This window comes from Shewanella sp. SNU WT4 (assembly GCF_006494715.1).
Classification (GTDB): domain Bacteria; phylum Pseudomonadota; class Gammaproteobacteria; order Enterobacterales; family Shewanellaceae; genus Shewanella.
Genome location: NZ_CP041151.1, coordinates 3,728,403 through 3,747,218 on the forward strand (window position 1 = coordinate 3,728,403; position 18,816 = coordinate 3,747,218).

Genomic DNA, 18,816 nt, shown 5'->3' on the forward strand with positions numbered 1-18,816 from the left:
ACATCCCAGCCATTAACGTAAATTTGATCAGATATGAACATCTCAAAGAAAATAAAGAATAGCAGTGCTATAGCATCATGGAGCGGCTTTATATACCAAGGGAAAATTGCCCTCTACCATTGTATACATTTACTCATAAGTGACAATTCTAAAGCAGATCATTTAAAAGTTGAGACTTTAGACGATTTCGTGATTTATGACTTGGCAGGGAAGGCTTTAAGTCTTCATCAAGTTAAAGCTAGGAACAATAAAAGTCGCTCTGCATATAAGGAGGCGCTTAATCAGGCCTCTGAAATATCTACAAGCAGCATAGATAAAAGTACCAAGCGTTGGTTTCATGTTTCTTGTGAGCTGGATGATTTCTCCCCCTATAGCCCGACTAATGCAACTCATAACCAAGTAGATTTCTATCGTTACAGAGATGATAATAAGTACCTTAGACTTGATCATGTTAATGTGCAATTAGAACAAATAGTCGCTGAATATTTACAAAAAGTTAAACTGAACTGCTCACCTTTACTAATCCAGTACAAGCTCGGTCTTCTATATATTCTACTTGATACAAAAGTTATTTATGCACATGCCAAAATTCATAACAATAGTGAATTAAAATTTGATGCGGCAAATAAGACACCTATATTCCTAACAGAAATTCAGCAATGCTTAAAATCGGAAGTGCTAGATGAAAGTGATGAAATTGTTGTTTTAAACCGTTTTAGGCGCAATATTTTAGATAGAACAGACGAATTGATGGAAAGCTATGAAGCGTCTGACGACATATCGCTTATAGACATATTTTCCTGTCGGAATACTATAGCTCAAATGAATTCAGAAACACTAAAAAGACTTTACTACTCCAAAAAACCAAATCTTAATTCAGTTTCCATTAATGGGTTTAACGATGATAGTGTCGACAGTTATATGAGCATTATTGCAATGTTAGAGCAACTAGTTGTTCTTAAGGATCTCCCTCATTATCACCAGCCACAATTTGGTACTTATTTACCAACAGCCATCCAATTAAAAAAAATTAATGAAAAGCTCTCTCTATCAGACATACAGAACAATGTTGAGGCGTTACGTGAAAACTCAATTGTTCAGGATGTGTTATATGAATATAACAACTTGATCGTTGATATGAAGCATTCACCTTTTCAACTTAGCGAAGCCTCAAAATTAACAGGTAAGTTTATTGATATTTCAGATGAAGACTTAAGCCAAGGCCGCCTAACCAAAATTCATAATGTGAGATTCATTTCTCCAGATGATGTTCAACGGGAACTAAATGATTAAAAAAATTATTCAGCAAGTGGTAGAAGGCTCACCTTGCCAATTCGTGCAACTTGATACTCCATTAGAAAAGCTAACATTTTATAAAGCAGCTCATTTAAACTATCAACGTTTTCTCGTTGTTTTAGAGTCAGATAAGCTAAGCACCCCTTCCGAGCTAAATGAGTATATACAAGGAAATACCCCTCAGAGTCTTCTAGAAATTCCAACCTTCGCAAAAAACACTGATTTAGTAATCCTGTTTAGGCTAGATACTCTGACTGAACTTAATAAATATGAGCACAAGATCTTTGATATAGAAGAAAACGCATACAGTCTCAAAAAACATGTTCTCTACTACACAGAGGCCGAATCAGAAAAGCTAAAGCAATACTTAGATTCAGAGGAAGGTATAGAAATATTACTTACAGAACCCGAGGCCTTTAATCACTATAAGCAAGCCCCTTTTAATGAGTCAGCCTTTAGTTTGGCTTGTCGCCTTTACGTTAAGTTTCCATTCCTAGCTGTTCCAGCAAAAGAAGAAACATTAACAAGTGCAAATGAACTTGCTGATCAATATCTAAGAGAGCAGCAGTTATTAGGTTTTTATAACTCAATAGAGACACAACTGACCGTTAGTAATGGATATAAAGAAGTCATGGAGGCATTAATTAATGAACAAATGGCGAATTAATCGACTGAAAATAAATGGCTTCAAAGCGTTTTCTTCATACGAAGAACAATATAACAGCGATCTCATTATCTATGATGGTCCAAATGGGTTTGGAAAAACATCGTTATTTGATGCTAAGCAATTATTGTTTCGTGGTCAGCTACCACGAATTGCTGCTAGGTTAAAACCTGTTACACCCAACAAGCATAGCTTTAAAAGCAATCTTTACCGTCACTATGGCTACGCTGGCGATATTCGTATCATCGCAGAACTGACAAATGGCAGTCAGACAATAAATATTATGCGCAAAGCTGATGCCAAAGATATGAAAGCGAAAATGAACAAACCAAGTGAATTTTCTATCTTTAAGTTATATCAATTAAAAGAATTTGACGATTGGTCATCAGCAACAGAAATTTTAGATGAAAATACGTTCTGGAAGCAATATTTCGGAGGTAATTTTCAAAAAAACTTTGATGTATTGAACTATCTACAACAAGATAGTAAAGCGCTGATAATTCCAGATGGTTCTTGTGAAGATACAACAAGAACTAAACAAATAGAACACCTCATCAACCTTGACGAGTTAAATACTCGGCTGGACAATATGCGAAACTTAAAAGTCGCACGAAAGCAGGCTTATGACAATGAAATAAAAGTACACGAATTTTTATATGTAGAAGTTGCACAACTTAAGCAGCAATTATCTACGCCAGGTCAATCTTTTGAATATTTTCGATTAACAACTAATGAATTAATTCCAGTTTGGGACTCTAAGACTCCATTAACAGTCGAACGTCTTAATGATTATCCCAATCAGTTAGCTTCAGTTAACTTGCTTAAAACACTTGTTGAGCACTCTGATGAGGTGACAAGACGAATACAGAACCAGAAAAAGAGTGAATTTTTAAAAACCGAAGAATTCGTGCTGACAGTTCGACTTGCTTCACATATTGACAAACTAAAATCATTAAGGGCTCTGCGCGAACAAAGAAAGCCATTAGAGAAAGTGATTATTGTTGCACAAAAGAACGCAATTGAGCTAACAGAGGTTGATTTACCTCTATTAAAGCAAGCGTTAGCGGATGGTTTTGATGATTTTTCAGAGTTAGTTAAACAAAAAGAACAACTTAAAACCTATCAAAATACGATCGGTGATACTAAAACCAAAACGTTGGTATTACGTAATCGATTAAAAACAACAATAATCGAAAATGAAAGCAGTTGCCCTCTTTGTGGTTTTGATTATACCGAGCAACAACTATTAATTGTTGCGATAGATGCGCGAACCAAGCAGATAGAGAGCGAACTGGATCTTAATGGAAATAAAATTGCTGAATGTCTAAAAAAAATAGACTTAACCTTACAATCATTATTACTCCACCTTCAAAATCAGCTTAAAAAAATCGATAAAGAATTCAATTTAAAGCTACTGCAAGATATAGAAGCTCATGAGCATCAAACCAAACGATTATTAGCTATTTCCCATCGAATACGACAGCTAAACATTTCACTTCCTGAAGAATATGCAGAAACAATAGAGCAACAAAATGAACAAGTAGAAAATATTCGTCATAAAATACTACTCACATTTGAACCTGAAAGTGATTCTCTACCAGAACAGGCTTTAGCTATATTCTATAGCGCTTTTAATGCCCCTGAAGAACTTAAAAGAATTACTCTCGAATCCATAGAAGAAAAACTTAACTATATACACAACGAATATAGAAAATTAGTTAGTGTAACTCATGGGCAGAAGCTAAATGCGCTTAATCTATCTAAAGCTAGGCTTAATGCCATTAATGGGGTAGAAGAGAAGCTAAAAAATACCGAGAAGCAACTCAACCAGGCTCGAAATACCTATATAAATCGAACGCTTGGTGAAATTGAACTGCTTTTTCATATCTACAGCGGCCGCTTATTGCAAAATATGCAAACTGGATTAGGGATATTTTTAGAGCGAGCGGATGGAACTCAAAAAGATACCCCGTTGCAGTTTAAAACCGCTAGAGGAAACGAGCATGATGCAGTACTTTCTATGAGTAGCGGGCAAATCAGTGCGCTTGCATTGTCCTTATTCTTAGCACTTAACAAAAAATATGCGGAAACTGCCTTTGTTTTTATTGATGATCCAACACAATGCATGGATGAAATTAATATTGCCTCACTAAGCGACTTGTTAAGAGTAGAACTGAGAGATCGGCAAGTTATTATGTCAACTCATGAGCAAGATATAGCCAATTATTTAATCTACCGATATAGTAAAGCTGGATTATCTCATCATAAAATCAATATGTTAAAAAAACATAGAGACATAGTGACATAGTGACATAGTGACATAGTGACATAGTGACATAGTGACATAGTGATAAACTAAATTTTGCCACTTTTTTATATTTTCCCAATACAAACGTTTAAGAGTGACTCGAAATTCGTTGCATCTAGTACTGTGAAGAAGTTTACATATTGCGTTGATCACTCTTTAATAAGGCCTTATCCATAGAAATTTTATTAGAAACTCACTCATTCGTGCTAAACGTCTCACTTGGAAATGTCCACAAATAAGCAGTGAGTGGCGATGGTATGATTAAGTCACACCATCTAAGCCAGCACTAGTGCTGGCTTAGATGGCATGACCTAGATAGCTTGGGCTAAATGATTTGCGTCGCAAGCAATAGCTTTGTCTTCTTTTTCTTTTGTTTTGTTTATTGTGCCATCAATACATCAATGGCTTAAGCCTGTTCAAAGGCCAGCACTCGTTTTTCGATGCGGCTCATGCTTAAGGTAATCACCAGATTTAGGCTTAAGTAGAGTAAACCTGCGGCGGAGAACACCACTAAAGTGTCATAGGTTTGCGAGTTAAGTCGCTGCGCCCAGCCCATGATATCCATGATGGTAATGGTGGAGGCTAACGATGAGCCTTTAAGCAATAATACCACTTCATTGGAATAGGCAGGCAGTGCGCGGCGCAGCGCATAAGGCATTAATACGCTTAAGGTTTGCTTATGGCTCATGCCTAAGCTGGCGCAACTATCCCACTGGCCTTGATTGATGCTGTTTAACGCGCCATAAAACAATAAGGTAGTGTACGCGGCGCAGTTTAATGACAAGGCGAGCGCGGCGCAGAAAAACGGTTCAGATAACCAGTACCAAAACACGCTATCGGTTAAGCCAGCAAACTGACCTGGGCCGTAATAAATCAAGAAAATCTGCACCAATAAGGGCGTACCGGTAAAGACTGTGATGTAGCCCTTAACGCTAAAGTAAATCAAGCGATTACTTGAGGTTAAGGCTAAGGTGCATAACAGGGCAAGTAAGCTGCCAATCAGCAAGGAAATCGCCGTCAGCCCTAAGGTCATGACTAGGCCATGACCTAAGACTTGCAAATATTCGAGTAAGTTAATCAGCATATTAATGATCTCCGCGCTCATAGCGAGTGACATAGCAGCTGGCGCGCTTAAGGCCGTATTGACTCACTAAGGTGATGATTAAATAAATTAGCGCGGCGCAGGCAAACCAAGTAAACGGCTGCCAAGTGGAGGACGCCACCATTTGCGCTTGCTTCATTAAGTCATTAACGCCAATCAGTGACACCAGCGCAGTATCTTTTAATAACACTAACCATTGATTACCTAAGGCGGGCAAGGCGTGGCGCCACACTTGCGGCAGTAAGATAGTAAAAAATATCGATAACCGCCCCATGCCTAAGGCAACGCCGGCTTCCCACTGCCCAGCGGGAATGGCAAGTAACGCGCCGCGCAAAATTTGCGACACGTACACAGAAAAAATGGTGCTAAGTGCTAACACGCCGCAAACAAAGGCGCTCACTTCAATAAAGACGCCAGTGGCTAAAAACAGCAAATGACTTGAGCCGAAATACACTAGCAGCACCACTAACAGCTCAGGCAAGCCCCTTAACACCATGATATACAGGCGAGTAAGTTTGCCAAGCCACACTATGGGGGTGGATTCTAGTAAGGCTAAAATAATCGCCATCACTAAGCCGAGCATGGCTGAAACCACCGCCAGCGCTATGGTAGTTAATGATGCCAAGAGTAATAACAAGAGTAAGTCATGCATAAGTAGCCACTCGCTTAAAGGTAATAACTACCCGCTTATTGAAACCAGCGCTGATAGATTTGCTGATAGGTACCATTGGCCATTATGGTGGTGAGCGCCTGATTTAATTCATCGCGCAGTGCATGATTTTGCAAGTTAACGGCTATGCCATAACCGCGGCCAAAGTATTGAGTATCATTGATAATCTCCCCTACCCCTTCATAGTTAGCGCTGCGGGTTAACCATTGTTCAACCACGGCAGTATCACCAAATACCGCATCGACGCGGCCGTTTTGCAAATCAATAAAGGCATGCTGAACACTGGTATAAGCGGAAGTCTTTTGCTTTGGGTAGTTATCGTGAATGTATCTTTGATGGGTCGAGCCGTTTTGCAGGCCAATTTTGTGCTTGGCTAAGTCCGCCATGCTGGTAAAGCGGTCTTTCGCGGCCACCACTATGGCGGCATTTTGATAATAAGGCTCAGTAAACAGCACTTGTTTTTCGCGATCGGCGGTGATATCCATGCCCGAAATTGCGGCATCGAAACGGCGAAACTTAAGGCTGGCAATTAAGCTGTCAAACGGCTGAATATGAAAGCTGCACTGCTTGTTGAGCTCAGAACACAAGGCTTTAGCTAAATCGACATCAAAGCCTATCACTTCATTTTTATCATTGGTAAATTCAAACGGCGGATAGGTGGCTTCCATGGCAAAGCGGATTTCTTGCGCCTGTAGCGGCGCCCATGACAACAGCATAGTGATTACTAGGGTTAATGAAATTTGTAGTCCTTTGTTCATGTCGTCACCTTTTTATATGTAAATCAATTAACTAATTGAGCTGCTAATAAAAAACCTAGTGGAATAAATAGCGCGTTAATGCGGGCGTCATCGGAGTGGTTAATACGCTCACCCCGCCTTGCTCGACGATGCGCCCAGCTTCCATAAACACTACCCGATTGGCCACTTTGGCCGCTAAAGCCACTTCATGGGTGACTATGATTTGGCAAATACCCACGGCACTGAGTTCAGCCACTATGTCGGCAAATTGGGCAGTCATTTGTGGGTCAAGGGCAGCGGTAGGTTCATCGTATAAAATCACTTGCGGCGACATCATCAAGGCGCGCGCTATCGCCACGCGTTGCTGTTGCCCGCCGGATAATTGCACTGGGTATCTGTGCTCTAAATCATGCAAACGTAAACGCAGCAATAACGCCATGGCCTGCTCGATGGCGGCGGCTTTATCTAACTTAAGGACCTTGCAGGGGGCTTCAATCAGATTTTCTAGCACAGTGAAATGCGGCCACAGATGATATTGCTGAAACACCATGCCGACATTGGTGCGCAGTTTACGCACCGCATCACGGCTGGGTTCGTCATTAAAATTAAAGCGGTGTTCGCCTGCTTGATAGGTGCCTGCGGTCGGTATTTCCATGAGGTTAAAGACCCGCAGCAATGAGCTTTTACCCGCGCCGCTAGCGCCTAGTAGCGCAATCACATCGCCAGATTTAGCGGTAAAATTGATATCGAACAGCGACTGGGTTTGGCCGTAAAAACAATTCACTTGTTGCAGCTGAATATTGGTCATAGTGACTCCTTAATGGCGGCGTAAAAAACATTAACCCGCAGATGCGGGTTAATGACTCACCATTAGATGGCTTTAGCAGCGGCAGCTTGCTTATTGAGATAACCCTTAATGCCATTGACCGCCATTTCACTGGTGCCGCCCAAAATAATTAAGAAGCCCCCCACAAACTGCATGGTCGATAACGGCTCGCTGAACACCACAATCCCAATCAGGGATGCCACCACACACTCCCAGTAAGAGATAGTGGCAAACTCCACCGCTAATAGATTTTTAGTGGCTATGGTGCATAAGGTTAAGGCGCCAAAACCGCACACTATGCCAATGGCAATCCACCACATCCAATCACTGGCGGTCATTTGCGCTATGGTCGGTTGACTGAAAATAAACAAGGCGCCAATGCCCACTAGCGCAAATAAGAAGTTCCAGAACGAGCGCACATCGCTTGGTACATCTTGACGATAGCGCCCTAAAAATAAGAACAAGCCGTAACCGACCCCAGAGGCCAAGGCCAGCATGTCGCCAGCAAAGGTTTTAGCATCAAAGGACAAGCCCACAGTAACCGCGCCATCGTTAAATTGCACTAAGCCCACAATCAGCATCATGCCTGCAAACACTATGCTAATGGCAAACATGGTGATCGGCTTAAAGGGCTCTTTGAGGAAGATAATCGCCAAGATAGTGGAAATGATGGGGCCGATATAAATAAAGAACACGGCATTAGCAATAGAGGTTAATTGAGTTGCGGCGATATAGGCTGATAAACAGGTGCCCATAAAAATGCCACTAAACACCATAGATGGCGAAATGCGGTAGCGAGTTAAGTCTTTAAGACGCCCCATTCCCAGTAAAATAAAGAAGAACAATACTGCGCCACACAGCATACGCGAGAAGGCAATGACATCACCCTGGGCATTAATATGACGGGCAAAAAATCCAACAAAACCCATCAGAGTCGCTGCGCCAAAGGCAGCCAATAAGCCATTTATTTTGGTTTTATTCATAATAGAATTCCTAGCATATCTAGGCCGAACTCTATGAGCGCAAAAGGCTTAGATACTCAATGAGGCAAACGCATATCGATGAGCTACACAGTCATAAAAAAGCCGCCACAAGCATGTGGCGGCGACTGCTGAGCTTACGAACCTAAAGTAGCAACCATCACAGCTTTGATGGTGTGCATGCGGTTTTCGGCTTCATCAAACACGATTGAGTGATGTGATTCAAACACGTCATCAGTCACTTCCAAGCCTTTCATGCCATAAGTTGCAGCAATTTCTTTGCCCATGGTGGTGTGCTCATCATGGAAAGCAGGTAAGCAATGCAGGAACTTAACTTCTGGGTTACCGGTTTGCTTAATCACTTTCATGTTGACTTGATAAGGAGTCATCACACGGATGCGCTCTGCCCACGCTTCTTTTGGCTCGCCCATAGACACCCATACGTCGGTGTAAATGAAGTCAACACCAGCAACGCCTTCGCTCACATCTTCGGTCAGAATGATTTTAGCGCCAGTGGTCGCGGCCACTTCCATGCACTGCTTGACTAACGCTGGCTCTGGCCAGTAAGCCTTAGGAGCCACTAAGCGAATTTCCATACCCATTTTCGCTGCGCCCACCATCAAGGAGTTACCCATGTTGAATCTGGCATCACCCATATAGGCAAACTTGATTTTATTGAGTGGCGTGCCTGGTAAGTGCTCCATCATAGTCATAAAGTCGGCCAAGATTTGGGTTGGGTGGAACTCATCGGTTAAACCATTCCATACGGGTACGCCGGCATATTTACCCAGCTCTTCCACGATTTCTTGTCCAAAACCACGGTACTCAATACCGTCATACATACGGCCTAATACGCGGGCAGTATCTTTCATGGATTCTTTATGGCCAATTTGCGAACCGCTTGGCCCTAAGTAAGTCACTAAAGCGCCTTGGTCAAAGGCCGCTACTTCAAAGGCGCAGCGAGTACGAGTTGAGGTTTTTTCAAAAATCAGCGCAATATTCTTGCCAAGTAATTTCTTTTGCTCAACGCCGGCATATTTAGCTTTCTTTAAATCAATCGACAGATTCAATAAGAACATGATTTCGGCTGGGGTATAGTCTAATAACTTTAAGAAATTACGATTTTTTAAATTAAAAGCCATGATAAATATCCTTAAATAAAATAATAAATATGAACTAATGAAATATCACTCAATGAATCGCTAGGTAGTCATCTACTACTCGCTTTAGGTTAAGCTTTTAGCAATAGGTTTAGCCGTGATCAGCGTCCCCTTAACCCCTTTTAAAATAGCGGCAGCATCTTTTAAGCAACCGATACCTACCATGCCCTTAGTGGCATTAACAAATTCACAGGCGGCGCTAATTTTTGGCCCCATGGAGCCGGCATCAAACTCCATAGTTTCTAATAATGCTGGCTGAGCATTGCGCAGCGCTTCTTGCTGATCTGTGCCCCAATTTAAATACACGGCATCGGCATCAGTTAAAATTAATAAGGCGTCAGCCTTAATTTGCTTCGCTAAATAAGCGGCTGATAAATCTTTATCGATAACAGCTTCAATACCAACCATCTTATTATTCTTACGTATGACTGGAATACCGCCGCCGCCTGCGCAAATCACTAAGCTTCCGGTCGCAATTAATTGCTTAATCGATTCTGATTCCACAATATTAAGTGGCTTAGGTGATGGCACGACTCGGCGAATATATTTACCGTCTTGCTTAAATTCCCAGCCCTTATCTAACGATAATTGATTGGCTTCGGCTTGGTCATACACAGGGCCGATATACTTAGTTGGCAATAAGAAGGCGGGATCTTTGCTATCCACTTCTACCTGAGTCAGTAAAGTGACGACATTGGTCTGTGGCAGTTCGTTTTTCAGTTCCTGCATTAACATGCAGCCAATCATGCCTTGGGTTTCGGCCACTAAAATATCTAATGGATAAGGCTTAACTGCCTTGTACGCCGCATTTTGTAAGGCCAGTAAACCGACCTGTGGGCCATTGCCGTGAACTAATACTACGTTCCAGTCTTGAGTCAAAGTAGTGATAGCCTTAGCCGCTACACCTACGTTTACCCGCTGTACATCAGCTTCTAAAGGCTCGCCTCGGCATAACAAGGCATTACCGCCTAAAGCAACTACCAGTGTTGGTTTAGTCATTTTTCAATTCCTCTAACAATACAATTTATGATTAAAAATTAAATGCCGTCGCGCTCAATTGGGCAGCTCATACAGCGAGCCCCGCCGCGTCCACGTCCTAATTGATCACCTTCAAAACTTAAAACTTCGATGCCAGCTTCCAGATATTTATCATTGGTTAAGGTGTTGCACTCGTAACCAATCACTACCCCTGGGCGAATCGTCAGTACGTTGTTAGCATCATTCCACTGCTCGCGTTCTTGACCGTAAATGTCGCCGCCTGTGGTAATCACTTTCAGATCGCTTAATTGCAGCGCGCTCATAATGGCTTGGCGATAACCTAACTCTTGCTTAATGCCTAAGCGGTTATTCACGCCTGGCGTTAACGTCCAGCAGCGGGTTGAATCATTAATCACTGCGGGGTAAGCAGAGAACACATTGATATCTAGCTGAGTCAGCACAGTATCTAAGTGCATGCAGGCTCTATCTTTGGGTAGCTCAATCACGACCACTTTCTTGGCTTGGCCGGTGTTAAATAACGACTGGGCTAAGGCTTCAATGCCTTCTGGCGAAGTGCGCTCTGACAAACCAATTAATACCGCGCCGCGACCGATAATTAAGACATCGCCGCCTTCAATGGTGGTGTTGTCGTAATTAACGCTTTCATTGCCCAAGTAGTAATTGAAATCTTGCTTAACAAATAATGGGTGCCAGCGATAAATGGCTTTTAAATTATTTGATTCACGGCGACGAACCGCTTTCGCCATGGGGTTAATAGAGACACCGTTATATATCCAGCATGAGGTATCACGGGTAAATAAATGATTGGGCAGCGGCTTTAATACAAAGTGTTCCCAATCATAGGAATCAAATAACGGCTTAAAGAATGGCTCTGGAATTTCGCTATAAGCTAAACCACCGGTTAAATAGCGCGCTATCTGCTCATGGGGTAATTCACCTAACCAGGTTTTGACACTGTGCGCTAAACTTTTGCCTAAGCGATAATCACTGAGCTGCGTATCCAATAACCACGCTTTGGCTTCTGGAATATCTAAAGTTTCACCCAATAATTTATTGAGGTATAAAACGTTAACGCCTTGCTCTTCTAAGATTGTCGCAAATTGATTATGTTCTTCAGCCGCTTTATTGACTGACAAGACATCATCAAATAATAACTCGTGGCAATTTGAGGGCGTTAAGCGCTCAAATGCCAAACTATCGTAGTGAAGTAATACACTTCGTAGTTGACCAACTTCGGAACCCACATAATGTTTAACCATGATCTATTCTCTTTTTATCGACTAAATTGAGTAATTACAAGATTAAATAGGTAGCATGAATATTTGCCCTTACCGACTCAACTCATAACCTTTTATTCATTTTGCCTGTTCTGGCGGGGGTTAATATCGAAATTACGCTGGCAATTAACGAATTTCTGCCGAGTGTAATGGTTAAATTGGAGCCATAAAAAAGGCCCCTAAAATAAGGGGCCAGATGACATGAACACTATTAACGCTTAGGCATTAACCACTATGGATTAATAGGTCCAGTGATCGATATTGTGAGCGCCTTTGAACTGGCTACCGAAGTAATCTTCACGAGTACCTTCACGATGTACGTCAGCAGTCGCACAATGTAAGCCGCCGCCGAAGGCATAAGCATCACGCAAGTTAACAGGTAACACTTCAAAGCCAAGCTTATCAAACTGTTCCATTTGCGCAGTTTCAGTGGCTTCAACACACACTGTCTTATGGTCAAGAATCAAGGTATTCATTGATAACCAAGTACTTGAGTAGCATAGTGGTGGCGGGGTATCCCACGCTGGAGCCACAGCTTCCACAATCTGCCAATCATTCTTTTCAAAGATTTCACGCTGGCCATCAAACAGTGGACGGTGTGGGTTCAACAGCATCAAACCTGGACGCAGTGGGCAGAAAGTCGCGTCGATATGGATTGGGTGGTTATCCTTAAAGCTTAAGGTATGAACGCGGTATCCTTGTGGCTCATACTTACGCTTAATCCAACGAATACCGGCTAAGTTAGTGGTTAAGCCGTGCTGAACGAAGATGTCTTTACCTAAACGCATAACGTCAGCGGCATCAAACAGAATATCAGTTTCTTTAGTTGAATATTCCTTACGGCATGAACGCGCCATAGTTTCTTCGTCTGACAGGAATTCGTAAGCTGCAACATAATCCATACGGAAGCTGTCATCAGATAGACGTGGACGTGGCGCTTGCTCAATTAAACACTCAGAGTCAGATTCAAAATATTCACGCAGTAAGTCAACATAGGCCAGATATTCAAAATAACGGCTACGGAAGCTCATTGGCGCCATTAAAATGCTCTTGCCCATAGTTAATAAGCAATCACGTGGTGGCATAACGCCAAAGCCTGAGCTGATGCTGAAATCTGGAGTAGTAATACGAGCATTCCAATCTACAGCGCCTGGACGGTCAACAATAATGCCGCGGCCTTCAAGCATTTTGGCAAAACCATTTAAACACTCATTGGCTTGGTCAATACTTTCTTGAGTACGACGACCGGCTTTACCACCACGCATTGGTGAATCAGCAGGGATTTTTTCATTACTAGCAGGGCAAGCTTCTGGAATATGCTGGTTATCCGCAATACCAACAATCACGTGCTTTAATGGATCAAAATCATTGTATGATTCAACTTTCAGCCCTTTACGGACCAATGGAACACCAGATTCTTTACGCTCTAGTGGGGCTGAAGCATTTGGGTATAGATCATTAGAAACGCTCATTGCAAACTCTCCAAAAGAAGGAAACATAGTAATAAAATAATTGATTGATATATATCATTGAATTATTCGCCATTCCTGTTTAGCAAGAAGTAATCATTTGCATATCAGCATCAAACAATGGCAACCAATAATTCGATAGCGCTATATCTCAATAAAGTAGATTGAAAGGGTAGATAATATTTTCCGTTTCAATGGCGACTATCATCATCCTAAAAAATCATGGTTAATATCGGAAAAGCGCTAACTATTACCGAAATCCTGCTAGCCATGAATTAGCGTTAATCACGATCACTTTTTTGAGCTAACCCGCGGGCTTGGTTGAGGCATTAATGACGATAAGATTAACCCAACAAACGTATAATTCGAGCGAGCAATCCAAGCTAACATCATGAATTACAAGGTAATATGATTTGCCAAATATATTTATTCCAGCAACCTAGTCGTATTTTATGGCCATGAATGTCAGCAAAAAATAATTAATTAATTTAGTTGAAATTGACTTATTCAACGCCGGTTTGTAGGGAGCGCTAATAATTAAGTAGATATTGATGTATCTCGCAAAAAATACACAATAAAGGTGCGATAACTCACACCCTGAAAGCGTAGAGCATTGCATTAGTGAAATAAGGATTTACACTCGCAAGAGTATCAAGGAGGGATATCATGACTACTAAAATCGTCGCTAACACACCTAAGTTTGTGGTATTTGATTTACAGAAGTTATCTGAAACGCAGCATCTTATTTTTGGAGCCGACTACGTTCTCATCAGGCCCATGACTAAGGGCTGTACGCTCCATTTAACCAATACCAAGTTGCGACTCAGCCAAGGCCAAGTTGTCCTTTTAGCGCCGTTTAATCCGTTTAGATTGTCTCTTGATAAGCGCACCTCGCGCGATGCCCAGGTCGATTGCGATGTATTGCATTTTAGACTCAATGGCATAGGCCTCACCTTTGTGGATAGCCCGCAATTTCGCGAAATCAAAACCATGCTCGATGATGCCAAGCTTGGTCTCTTGTATGAAGGCGATGCTATTGCTGAGATAGGTAACATCTTTGATTCAATCGAAAATTCCTTTGATTTCTGCCAGATACTTAACGTTTTAACCATACTTGAACGCCTATCTAAGCAAGCGCCTAAGCAATTGCTAGAGGCTGCGACTGATATTTGTCACGTTAAAAAGACCGAAGATAAACTCAATACCAGCTTGGAATATATACAGCAGCATTTAAATGAGCCTTTGACTGTGGCTATGGTCGCAGGGCAAATTTACATGGCCGAAAGCACTTTTTCGCGCTTCTTTAATGCCAATATGGGCATTACTTTTTGGCAATATGTGATTGAACAAAGGGTGCGCCAAGCCGCGCGCTTACTGATCAATACGGATAACAGCATTTCCTATATCAGCGCCGAAGTGGGCTTTACTTCAATTTCATCATTTAATACTAAATTCAAAGAGTTGCTTAACATTACCCCCAAGCAATATCGCAAAAACCACTTAAATATGCGCAGTGACAGCGTTAGCCCTGAAACCGTGAATCTCAAAGCCAATATGCTCAACAATCAAGGCATGCAGGCGCGAGCTGAATCTCACTAAGCCCCCGCCCTTACCATTAGTTAGATGTAGACTCAGGCCTAGCCTGAGTCTTGCTATCGTTTGCATTAAATTGATTAATTGAGCAAATTAGTTAATTGAGCGCATTTTTAGCCCAGCGATTTTTTAACGAGTAACAGGCTCAATACACTGGCCATAAATTTCAAATAAACATCTACTAAACTCGCCGCATACTAATAGCGCACCTTAAAAGCTTATTATCATCGCCAGCAGAATTTCGGCAAAACTTAGCATGATTTCGATATTCATCATGCCATTTTCCAGTAATTATAATCAACATTGAAAAGGCGAACCGTTCCAATTCAATGCTATCCATAGACATGACAAATAATGGCCAAGCTCGGCCATTATTTTATGTTTAGGTGGCCATGGCTATTTATGCCTAATGGCTTTTATTACTCATGGTTATTAACGTTTTTTAAATGATACCAATAACAGCCAGGGCAACTAATTAATATCAAATACTCGTTACTCTCGAAATGCATTAATCATTCTTGATGATAACTTATTAACGATTAATGGCTATTTCATACTGACCAATAGGAAATAATACTATGAGCGGCAATATCATTAAGTTTTCAAGAAATACCGAGCGTGCGCCACAAAGCCCGTTTTCAACCCAAACGGTCGCCTTCTCGCATTATAATAATATTTCAGCGCAATTACCCATTGACCCAGTCACAGGTAAAGTGGTGATGGGCGGAATTACCGCGCAGGCTAAACAGTGTCTCAATAATATTAAAGCCATAGTTGAGAGCATTAATCATGTGATGGACGATGTGGTTAAACTCAATATTTTTGTTAAGCATATCGAAGATGTTGAAGCAATTAATCAGGTTTATAGTTCATATTTCGAGGGGCCACTGCCAACCCGTACTACAGTTGCGGTTGCGGCATTGCCACTGCAAGAGGCCTTAGTACAAATTGATGCGCTGATTTCTAACGGCGAAGGCACGACCCCACAAGCGCCATGCCCACTGATTAAAATCTCCAGAAACACAGATAAGGCGCCGCTCGGCTTATATTCACAAACTGTGGCTTTCTCTCATTACAACAACCTTGCCTCACAGCTACCACTTAACTCTCTGACCGGCACCTTAGTGAGCGGCGGCGTAAAAGAGCAAACTCATCAGTGCTTAATCAATATCAAAGCCGTGCTGAGCAGCATAGATCACTCGATGGAAGACATAGTGAAGACCACTATTTTCGTGCGCAACATTGCCGATATTGACGTGGTTAATCAGGTTTGTAATGCCTTCTTCCCAGCTTATGTTCCAGCGCGCACCATCATTAATGTCGCCGCCTTACCTATGGATGCACTGGTGCAAATTGATACTGTGGTATCTCATGGTGATGGCACCCCGCCGCAGTTACCAGAAGATACTCGCTTCTTAGTGATTGAAGCCAATAACACGCCTAAAGTGCCAGCTCAGCCTTACTCCCACACTGTGGCTTTCTCGCATTACAACCATATTTCTGGCCAGTTACCGCTGGATGTTAAAACCGGACAATTAGTCAGTGGTGGCGTCAATGAGCAAGCAAGACAGTGCCTTAACAACATTAAGACCATTATTGAAAGTGTTGATCACGTCATGGACGATATAGTCAAAGTGAACATTCAAGTGAGAAATATCGCCGATATGGAAGCCATTAACGATGTATATACCACCTTCTTTAGTGGTGATTTACCCGCGCGCACTTGCTACGCCGTAGGTGCTATTCCTATGGGCGCCTTAGTGCAAATAGATGCGGTAGTATCTAACTGCGAAGGCACGCCGCCACAAGCGTAAATCGCATTTGGTTAAGTTACGCGCCATCAACTCCTGCACTGGTGACGCGACTTAACCATTTGCGACCTTTATCGTCCACCGTCTGTGTCATTCCACTTTCATGAACAACAAAGGAATGACACAGATTTTTTTTGCCCCGCCGCCTTAATTAGCGGCGCCATGGCGCAAAATATCGAAATGAGTGGTTTGCAGCACCAAATACTCACCCACCTGCGGATTCATATAAAAAGGCTGTTTCACCACTAAGCTTTCGCCTTTGCTGCCATCAGGCTTGCGGCTTGAAAAGCGATAACGCACTGTGTGATATTGAGGCGCAACATCAGTTAACTCAGCCGCCTTAAAGTCTGCTGCCATGGATTGATACCAAGCATACGGCATGCGAAACACTAGCGGCATGCTGCCATGAGCCGTAGTTAAATGATAACCCCCAAGATCTTGCACGCCCTCAGGACATAGACTGGCATCCCCTTTACATGGCGCGACCCAATCAGCGCCCTTGCTGCCAGGGCTAGTGCCACCAGTATCTTGAGTCGTACCAACAAGATCGCTCAGGGTAATAGTCTTAACTGGCTGCGATAATGCCGTTAAATCACCATCTTGTTCATGGATAAAATATTCCATAGTTACGCTGATAGTTTCTTGGGTTTCAGCCTTATCAGCTTTAGCAATTGGGCTGACAAAATCAGTATTGAACTTAACTGACACGCTCTGGTTATTCTGACTTAAGGCAAAAAATGGATAATAACCATGGGATGGGTGCATGGTGACACCCGTTGGCGTAGCGCCTACTGGGTAGCTATCAAAAATAGCTTTTTGCTCAGCGCCGCCTAAACCAGCGCCATCATTGGCCATAGGGTTACTTCCCCAAGACACCCAAGTATGAAAACCTGCCACTAAGCCAATCCCCACATCGCGCCCGGGAGCAAACATAAACGAATTACGATGACCTAGGCCTGCGATACCGTCCCACTCACCTTCATTCCAAATACGGGTCAAATCACCATTACGCGGTAATTGTTTCATGACCTCATAATCAGCGGTTTTATTGACCTTGCCGCCCATTAAGTTGCCACTTTCACGGCCAAAACGCGCCACCTTATAAAGCTCAGTGCTAAGACCTGCTGCTTGTCCCATTTCTGCTGAGGGATAATGCCCGCCCCCCAAATCAGACCAAGAAGACGCCTGCGCCGATATTTGCTTATAGCCCGACATATAAACGCGCTGAGCACCGAATAAGGCGCGCATAAAGTTATAATAATCGAGGGCATTTTCAGCATAAGGCTGACTAAAGACCCCAATTTTATGGCTAGTCTCCCAGCTTGGTACTTCACGAAACACGAAATCGGAACCATCAAAGTTACGGAAAATATCACTGTTATCGCTATGGCGAATGGCGAATGGCGTTATACCAAGTGATCAAATCTTCTTTTTTGGTACTGCCATTATCCTTGCCTTTGCTTGACTCCAGATTATAAGAATCTGAGGTTTCACGGGCAAAGCTTAGGCTGTCAGTCGCCACCTCTGGCAACTCAGTTAAGACAGTGTCTTTATTATAAAAAGCGCCGCCAGACGTATTGCTATCGTCATTACTAGCACTACTGCCACCACAGCCATAAAGTACTGAGCTGCACATAATGGCAGTCACTAAATTTGATAATTTCATTCTATTCCTAAGGAAGTCACAACTAAAACAGGGAGGTTCTTGCGACAAGCATGTCAAAGCTCACCCATAAATGGGCGCCATAATAACTAACTTGCTAGAAAAATCAGAGAGTAAAAGCTAATTAACCACAGATGAAAAAGCCTTAAGCGTGGTGCATAGCAGGCAGAATGAAGGGTTTAGGCACTATGGGTAAGTGATAAAATGCTCGGAAATAAAAAGTTAGCTGCCGCGGCGCTTTAGCATTAATACGCGCCGCCT

At 42.4% G+C, this 18,816-nt stretch carries 16 protein-coding genes; 5 read left to right on the forward strand and 11 right to left on the reverse strand.

The features are described from left to right. Nucleotides 1–33 precede the first annotated feature (33 nt). From FJQ87_RS16875 to FJQ87_RS16885, 3 genes are read left to right on the forward strand one after another with little or no spacing between them, the layout of a single operon-like run. A complete protein-coding gene (locus tag FJQ87_RS16875) occupies nucleotides 34–1,293 on the forward strand; it encodes an ABC-three component system protein (RefSeq protein WP_140933607.1) in 1,260 nt (419 codons plus the stop codon). Beyond that, complete coding sequence (locus tag FJQ87_RS16880; RefSeq protein WP_140933608.1) at nucleotides 1,286–1,963, forward strand: ABC-three component system middle component 1; 678 nt, start codon at nucleotides 1,286–1,288, stop codon at nucleotides 1,961–1,963. Before FJQ87_RS16875 ends, FJQ87_RS16880 begins: the two co-directional genes overlap by 8 nt. Next, nucleotides 1,944–4,268 (forward strand): ATP-binding protein, encoded by a 2,325-nt coding sequence (locus FJQ87_RS16885; RefSeq protein ID WP_140933609.1) that lies wholly within the window; start codon nucleotides 1,944–1,946, stop codon nucleotides 4,266–4,268. Before FJQ87_RS16880 ends, FJQ87_RS16885 begins: the two co-directional genes overlap by 20 nt. 406 nt (nucleotides 4,269–4,674) lie before the next feature. Here FJQ87_RS16885 and artM read toward each other — a convergent pair whose 3' ends face one another. The 9 genes from artM to FJQ87_RS16930 form a co-directional block, all read right to left on the reverse strand. Then, nucleotides 4,675–5,373 carry an arginine ABC transporter permease ArtM gene (gene artM, locus FJQ87_RS16890; RefSeq protein WP_240778768.1) on the reverse strand — a complete coding sequence of 233 codons (699 nt, stop codon included), beginning with the start codon at nucleotides 5,371–5,373 and terminating at the stop codon, nucleotides 4,675–4,677. Next, the gene (locus tag FJQ87_RS16895; protein ID WP_140933610.1) at nucleotides 5,354–6,022 is read right to left on the reverse strand and encodes an ABC transporter permease subunit; all 669 of its coding nucleotides are present in this window, start codon (nucleotides 6,020–6,022) and stop codon (nucleotides 5,354–5,356) included. The genes artM and FJQ87_RS16895 overlap by 20 nt, the downstream gene beginning before the upstream one ends. 35 nt (nucleotides 6,023–6,057) lie before the next feature. Next, on the reverse strand, nucleotides 6,058–6,798 hold the full coding sequence (locus tag FJQ87_RS16900; RefSeq protein WP_140933611.1) for an arginine ABC transporter substrate-binding protein: 741 nt from the start codon (nucleotides 6,796–6,798) through the stop codon (nucleotides 6,058–6,060). 55 nt (nucleotides 6,799–6,853) lie between these two features. After that, nucleotides 6,854–7,585: an ATP-binding cassette domain-containing protein gene (locus tag FJQ87_RS16905; RefSeq protein ID WP_140933612.1), complete on the reverse strand. Its 732-nt coding sequence runs from the start codon at nucleotides 7,583–7,585 to the stop codon at nucleotides 6,854–6,856. Between the two features lie 62 nt (nucleotides 7,586–7,647). After that, nucleotides 7,648–8,586, reverse strand: coding sequence for a DMT family transporter (locus FJQ87_RS16910; protein WP_140933613.1), 939 nt, complete (start codon nucleotides 8,584–8,586; stop codon nucleotides 7,648–7,650). Between the two features lie 134 nt (nucleotides 8,587–8,720). Continuing rightward, complete coding sequence (gene argF, locus FJQ87_RS16915) at nucleotides 8,721–9,725, reverse strand: ornithine carbamoyltransferase (protein ID WP_140933614.1); 1,005 nt, start codon at nucleotides 9,723–9,725, stop codon at nucleotides 8,721–8,723. Between the two features lie 84 nt (nucleotides 9,726–9,809). After that, on the reverse strand, nucleotides 9,810–10,742 hold the full coding sequence (gene arcC / locus FJQ87_RS16920; RefSeq protein WP_140933615.1) for a carbamate kinase: 933 nt from the start codon (nucleotides 10,740–10,742) through the stop codon (nucleotides 9,810–9,812). Nucleotides 10,743–10,780: 38 nt separating this feature from the next. Continuing rightward, nucleotides 10,781–12,001 (reverse strand): arginine deiminase, encoded by a 1,221-nt coding sequence (locus FJQ87_RS16925; protein ID WP_140933616.1) that lies wholly within the window; start codon nucleotides 11,999–12,001, stop codon nucleotides 10,781–10,783. A gap of 257 nt (nucleotides 12,002–12,258) precedes the next feature. Beyond that, on the reverse strand, nucleotides 12,259–13,491 hold the full coding sequence (locus FJQ87_RS16930) for a serine/threonine protein kinase (protein WP_140933617.1): 1,233 nt from the start codon (nucleotides 13,489–13,491) through the stop codon (nucleotides 12,259–12,261). Between the two features lie 663 nt (nucleotides 13,492–14,154). Here FJQ87_RS16930 and FJQ87_RS16935 point away from each other — a divergent pair. Both FJQ87_RS16935 and FJQ87_RS16940 read left to right on the forward strand, forming a co-directional pair. Further along, the gene (locus FJQ87_RS16935; RefSeq protein WP_140933618.1) at nucleotides 14,155–15,087 is read left to right on the forward strand and encodes an AraC family transcriptional regulator; all 933 of its coding nucleotides are present in this window, start codon (nucleotides 14,155–14,157) and stop codon (nucleotides 15,085–15,087) included. A 572-nt stretch (nucleotides 15,088–15,659) separates the two neighbouring features. Beyond that, complete coding sequence (locus FJQ87_RS16940; protein ID WP_140933619.1) at nucleotides 15,660–16,895, forward strand: Rid family hydrolase; 1,236 nt, start codon at nucleotides 15,660–15,662, stop codon at nucleotides 16,893–16,895. Between the two features lie 144 nt (nucleotides 16,896–17,039). Here the strand turns inward: FJQ87_RS16940 and FJQ87_RS16945 are convergent, their stop codons facing one another. Together FJQ87_RS16945 and FJQ87_RS16950 are read right to left on the reverse strand one after the other, a co-directional pair. Beyond that, nucleotides 17,040–18,233, reverse strand: a complete 1,194-nt coding sequence (locus FJQ87_RS16945) for a hypothetical protein (protein ID WP_140933620.1) — start codon at nucleotides 18,231–18,233, stop codon at nucleotides 17,040–17,042. A gap of 43 nt (nucleotides 18,234–18,276) precedes the next feature. Next, nucleotides 18,277–18,558: a hypothetical protein gene (locus tag FJQ87_RS16950; RefSeq protein ID WP_140933621.1), complete on the reverse strand. Its 282-nt coding sequence runs from the start codon at nucleotides 18,556–18,558 to the stop codon at nucleotides 18,277–18,279. Nucleotides 18,559–18,816: the final 258 nt, after the last annotated feature.

What these genes read in the sequence shown, in the direction of transcription:
- FJQ87_RS16875 (WP_140933607.1), top strand. Translation starts at nt 34, where the DNA reads ATGAACATCTCAAAGAAAATAAAGAATAGCAGTGCTATAGCATCATGG.
- FJQ87_RS16880 (WP_140933608.1), top strand. Translation starts at nt 1,286, where the DNA reads ATGATTAAAAAAATTATTCAGCAAGTGGTAGAAGGCTCACCTTGCCAA.
- FJQ87_RS16885 (WP_140933609.1), top strand. Translation starts at nt 1,944, where the DNA reads ATGAACAAATGGCGAATTAATCGACTGAAAATAAATGGCTTCAAAGCG.
- artM (WP_240778768.1), bottom strand. Translation starts at nt 5,373, where the DNA reads ATGAGCGCGGAGATCATTAATATGCTGATTAACTTACTCGAATATTTG.
- FJQ87_RS16895 (WP_140933610.1), bottom strand. Translation starts at nt 6,022, where the DNA reads ATGCATGACTTACTCTTGTTATTACTCTTGGCATCATTAACTACCATA.
- FJQ87_RS16900 (WP_140933611.1), bottom strand. Translation starts at nt 6,798, where the DNA reads ATGAACAAAGGACTACAAATTTCATTAACCCTAGTAATCACTATGCTG.
- FJQ87_RS16905 (WP_140933612.1), bottom strand. Translation starts at nt 7,585, where the DNA reads ATGACCAATATTCAGCTGCAACAAGTGAATTGTTTTTACGGCCAAACC.
- FJQ87_RS16910 (WP_140933613.1), bottom strand. Translation starts at nt 8,586, where the DNA reads ATGAATAAAACCAAAATAAATGGCTTATTGGCTGCCTTTGGCGCAGCG.
- argF (WP_140933614.1), bottom strand. Translation starts at nt 9,725, where the DNA reads ATGGCTTTTAATTTAAAAAATCGTAATTTCTTAAAGTTATTAGACTAT.
- arcC (WP_140933615.1), bottom strand. Translation starts at nt 10,742, where the DNA reads ATGACTAAACCAACACTGGTAGTTGCTTTAGGCGGTAATGCCTTGTTA.
- FJQ87_RS16925 (WP_140933616.1), bottom strand. Translation starts at nt 12,001, where the DNA reads ATGGTTAAACATTATGTGGGTTCCGAAGTTGGTCAACTACGAAGTGTA.
- FJQ87_RS16930 (WP_140933617.1), bottom strand. Translation starts at nt 13,491, where the DNA reads ATGAGCGTTTCTAATGATCTATACCCAAATGCTTCAGCCCCACTAGAG.
- FJQ87_RS16935 (WP_140933618.1), top strand. Translation starts at nt 14,155, where the DNA reads ATGACTACTAAAATCGTCGCTAACACACCTAAGTTTGTGGTATTTGAT.
- FJQ87_RS16940 (WP_140933619.1), top strand. Translation starts at nt 15,660, where the DNA reads ATGAGCGGCAATATCATTAAGTTTTCAAGAAATACCGAGCGTGCGCCA.
- FJQ87_RS16950 (WP_140933621.1), bottom strand. Translation starts at nt 18,558, where the DNA reads ATGAAATTATCAAATTTAGTGACTGCCATTATGTGCAGCTCAGTACTT.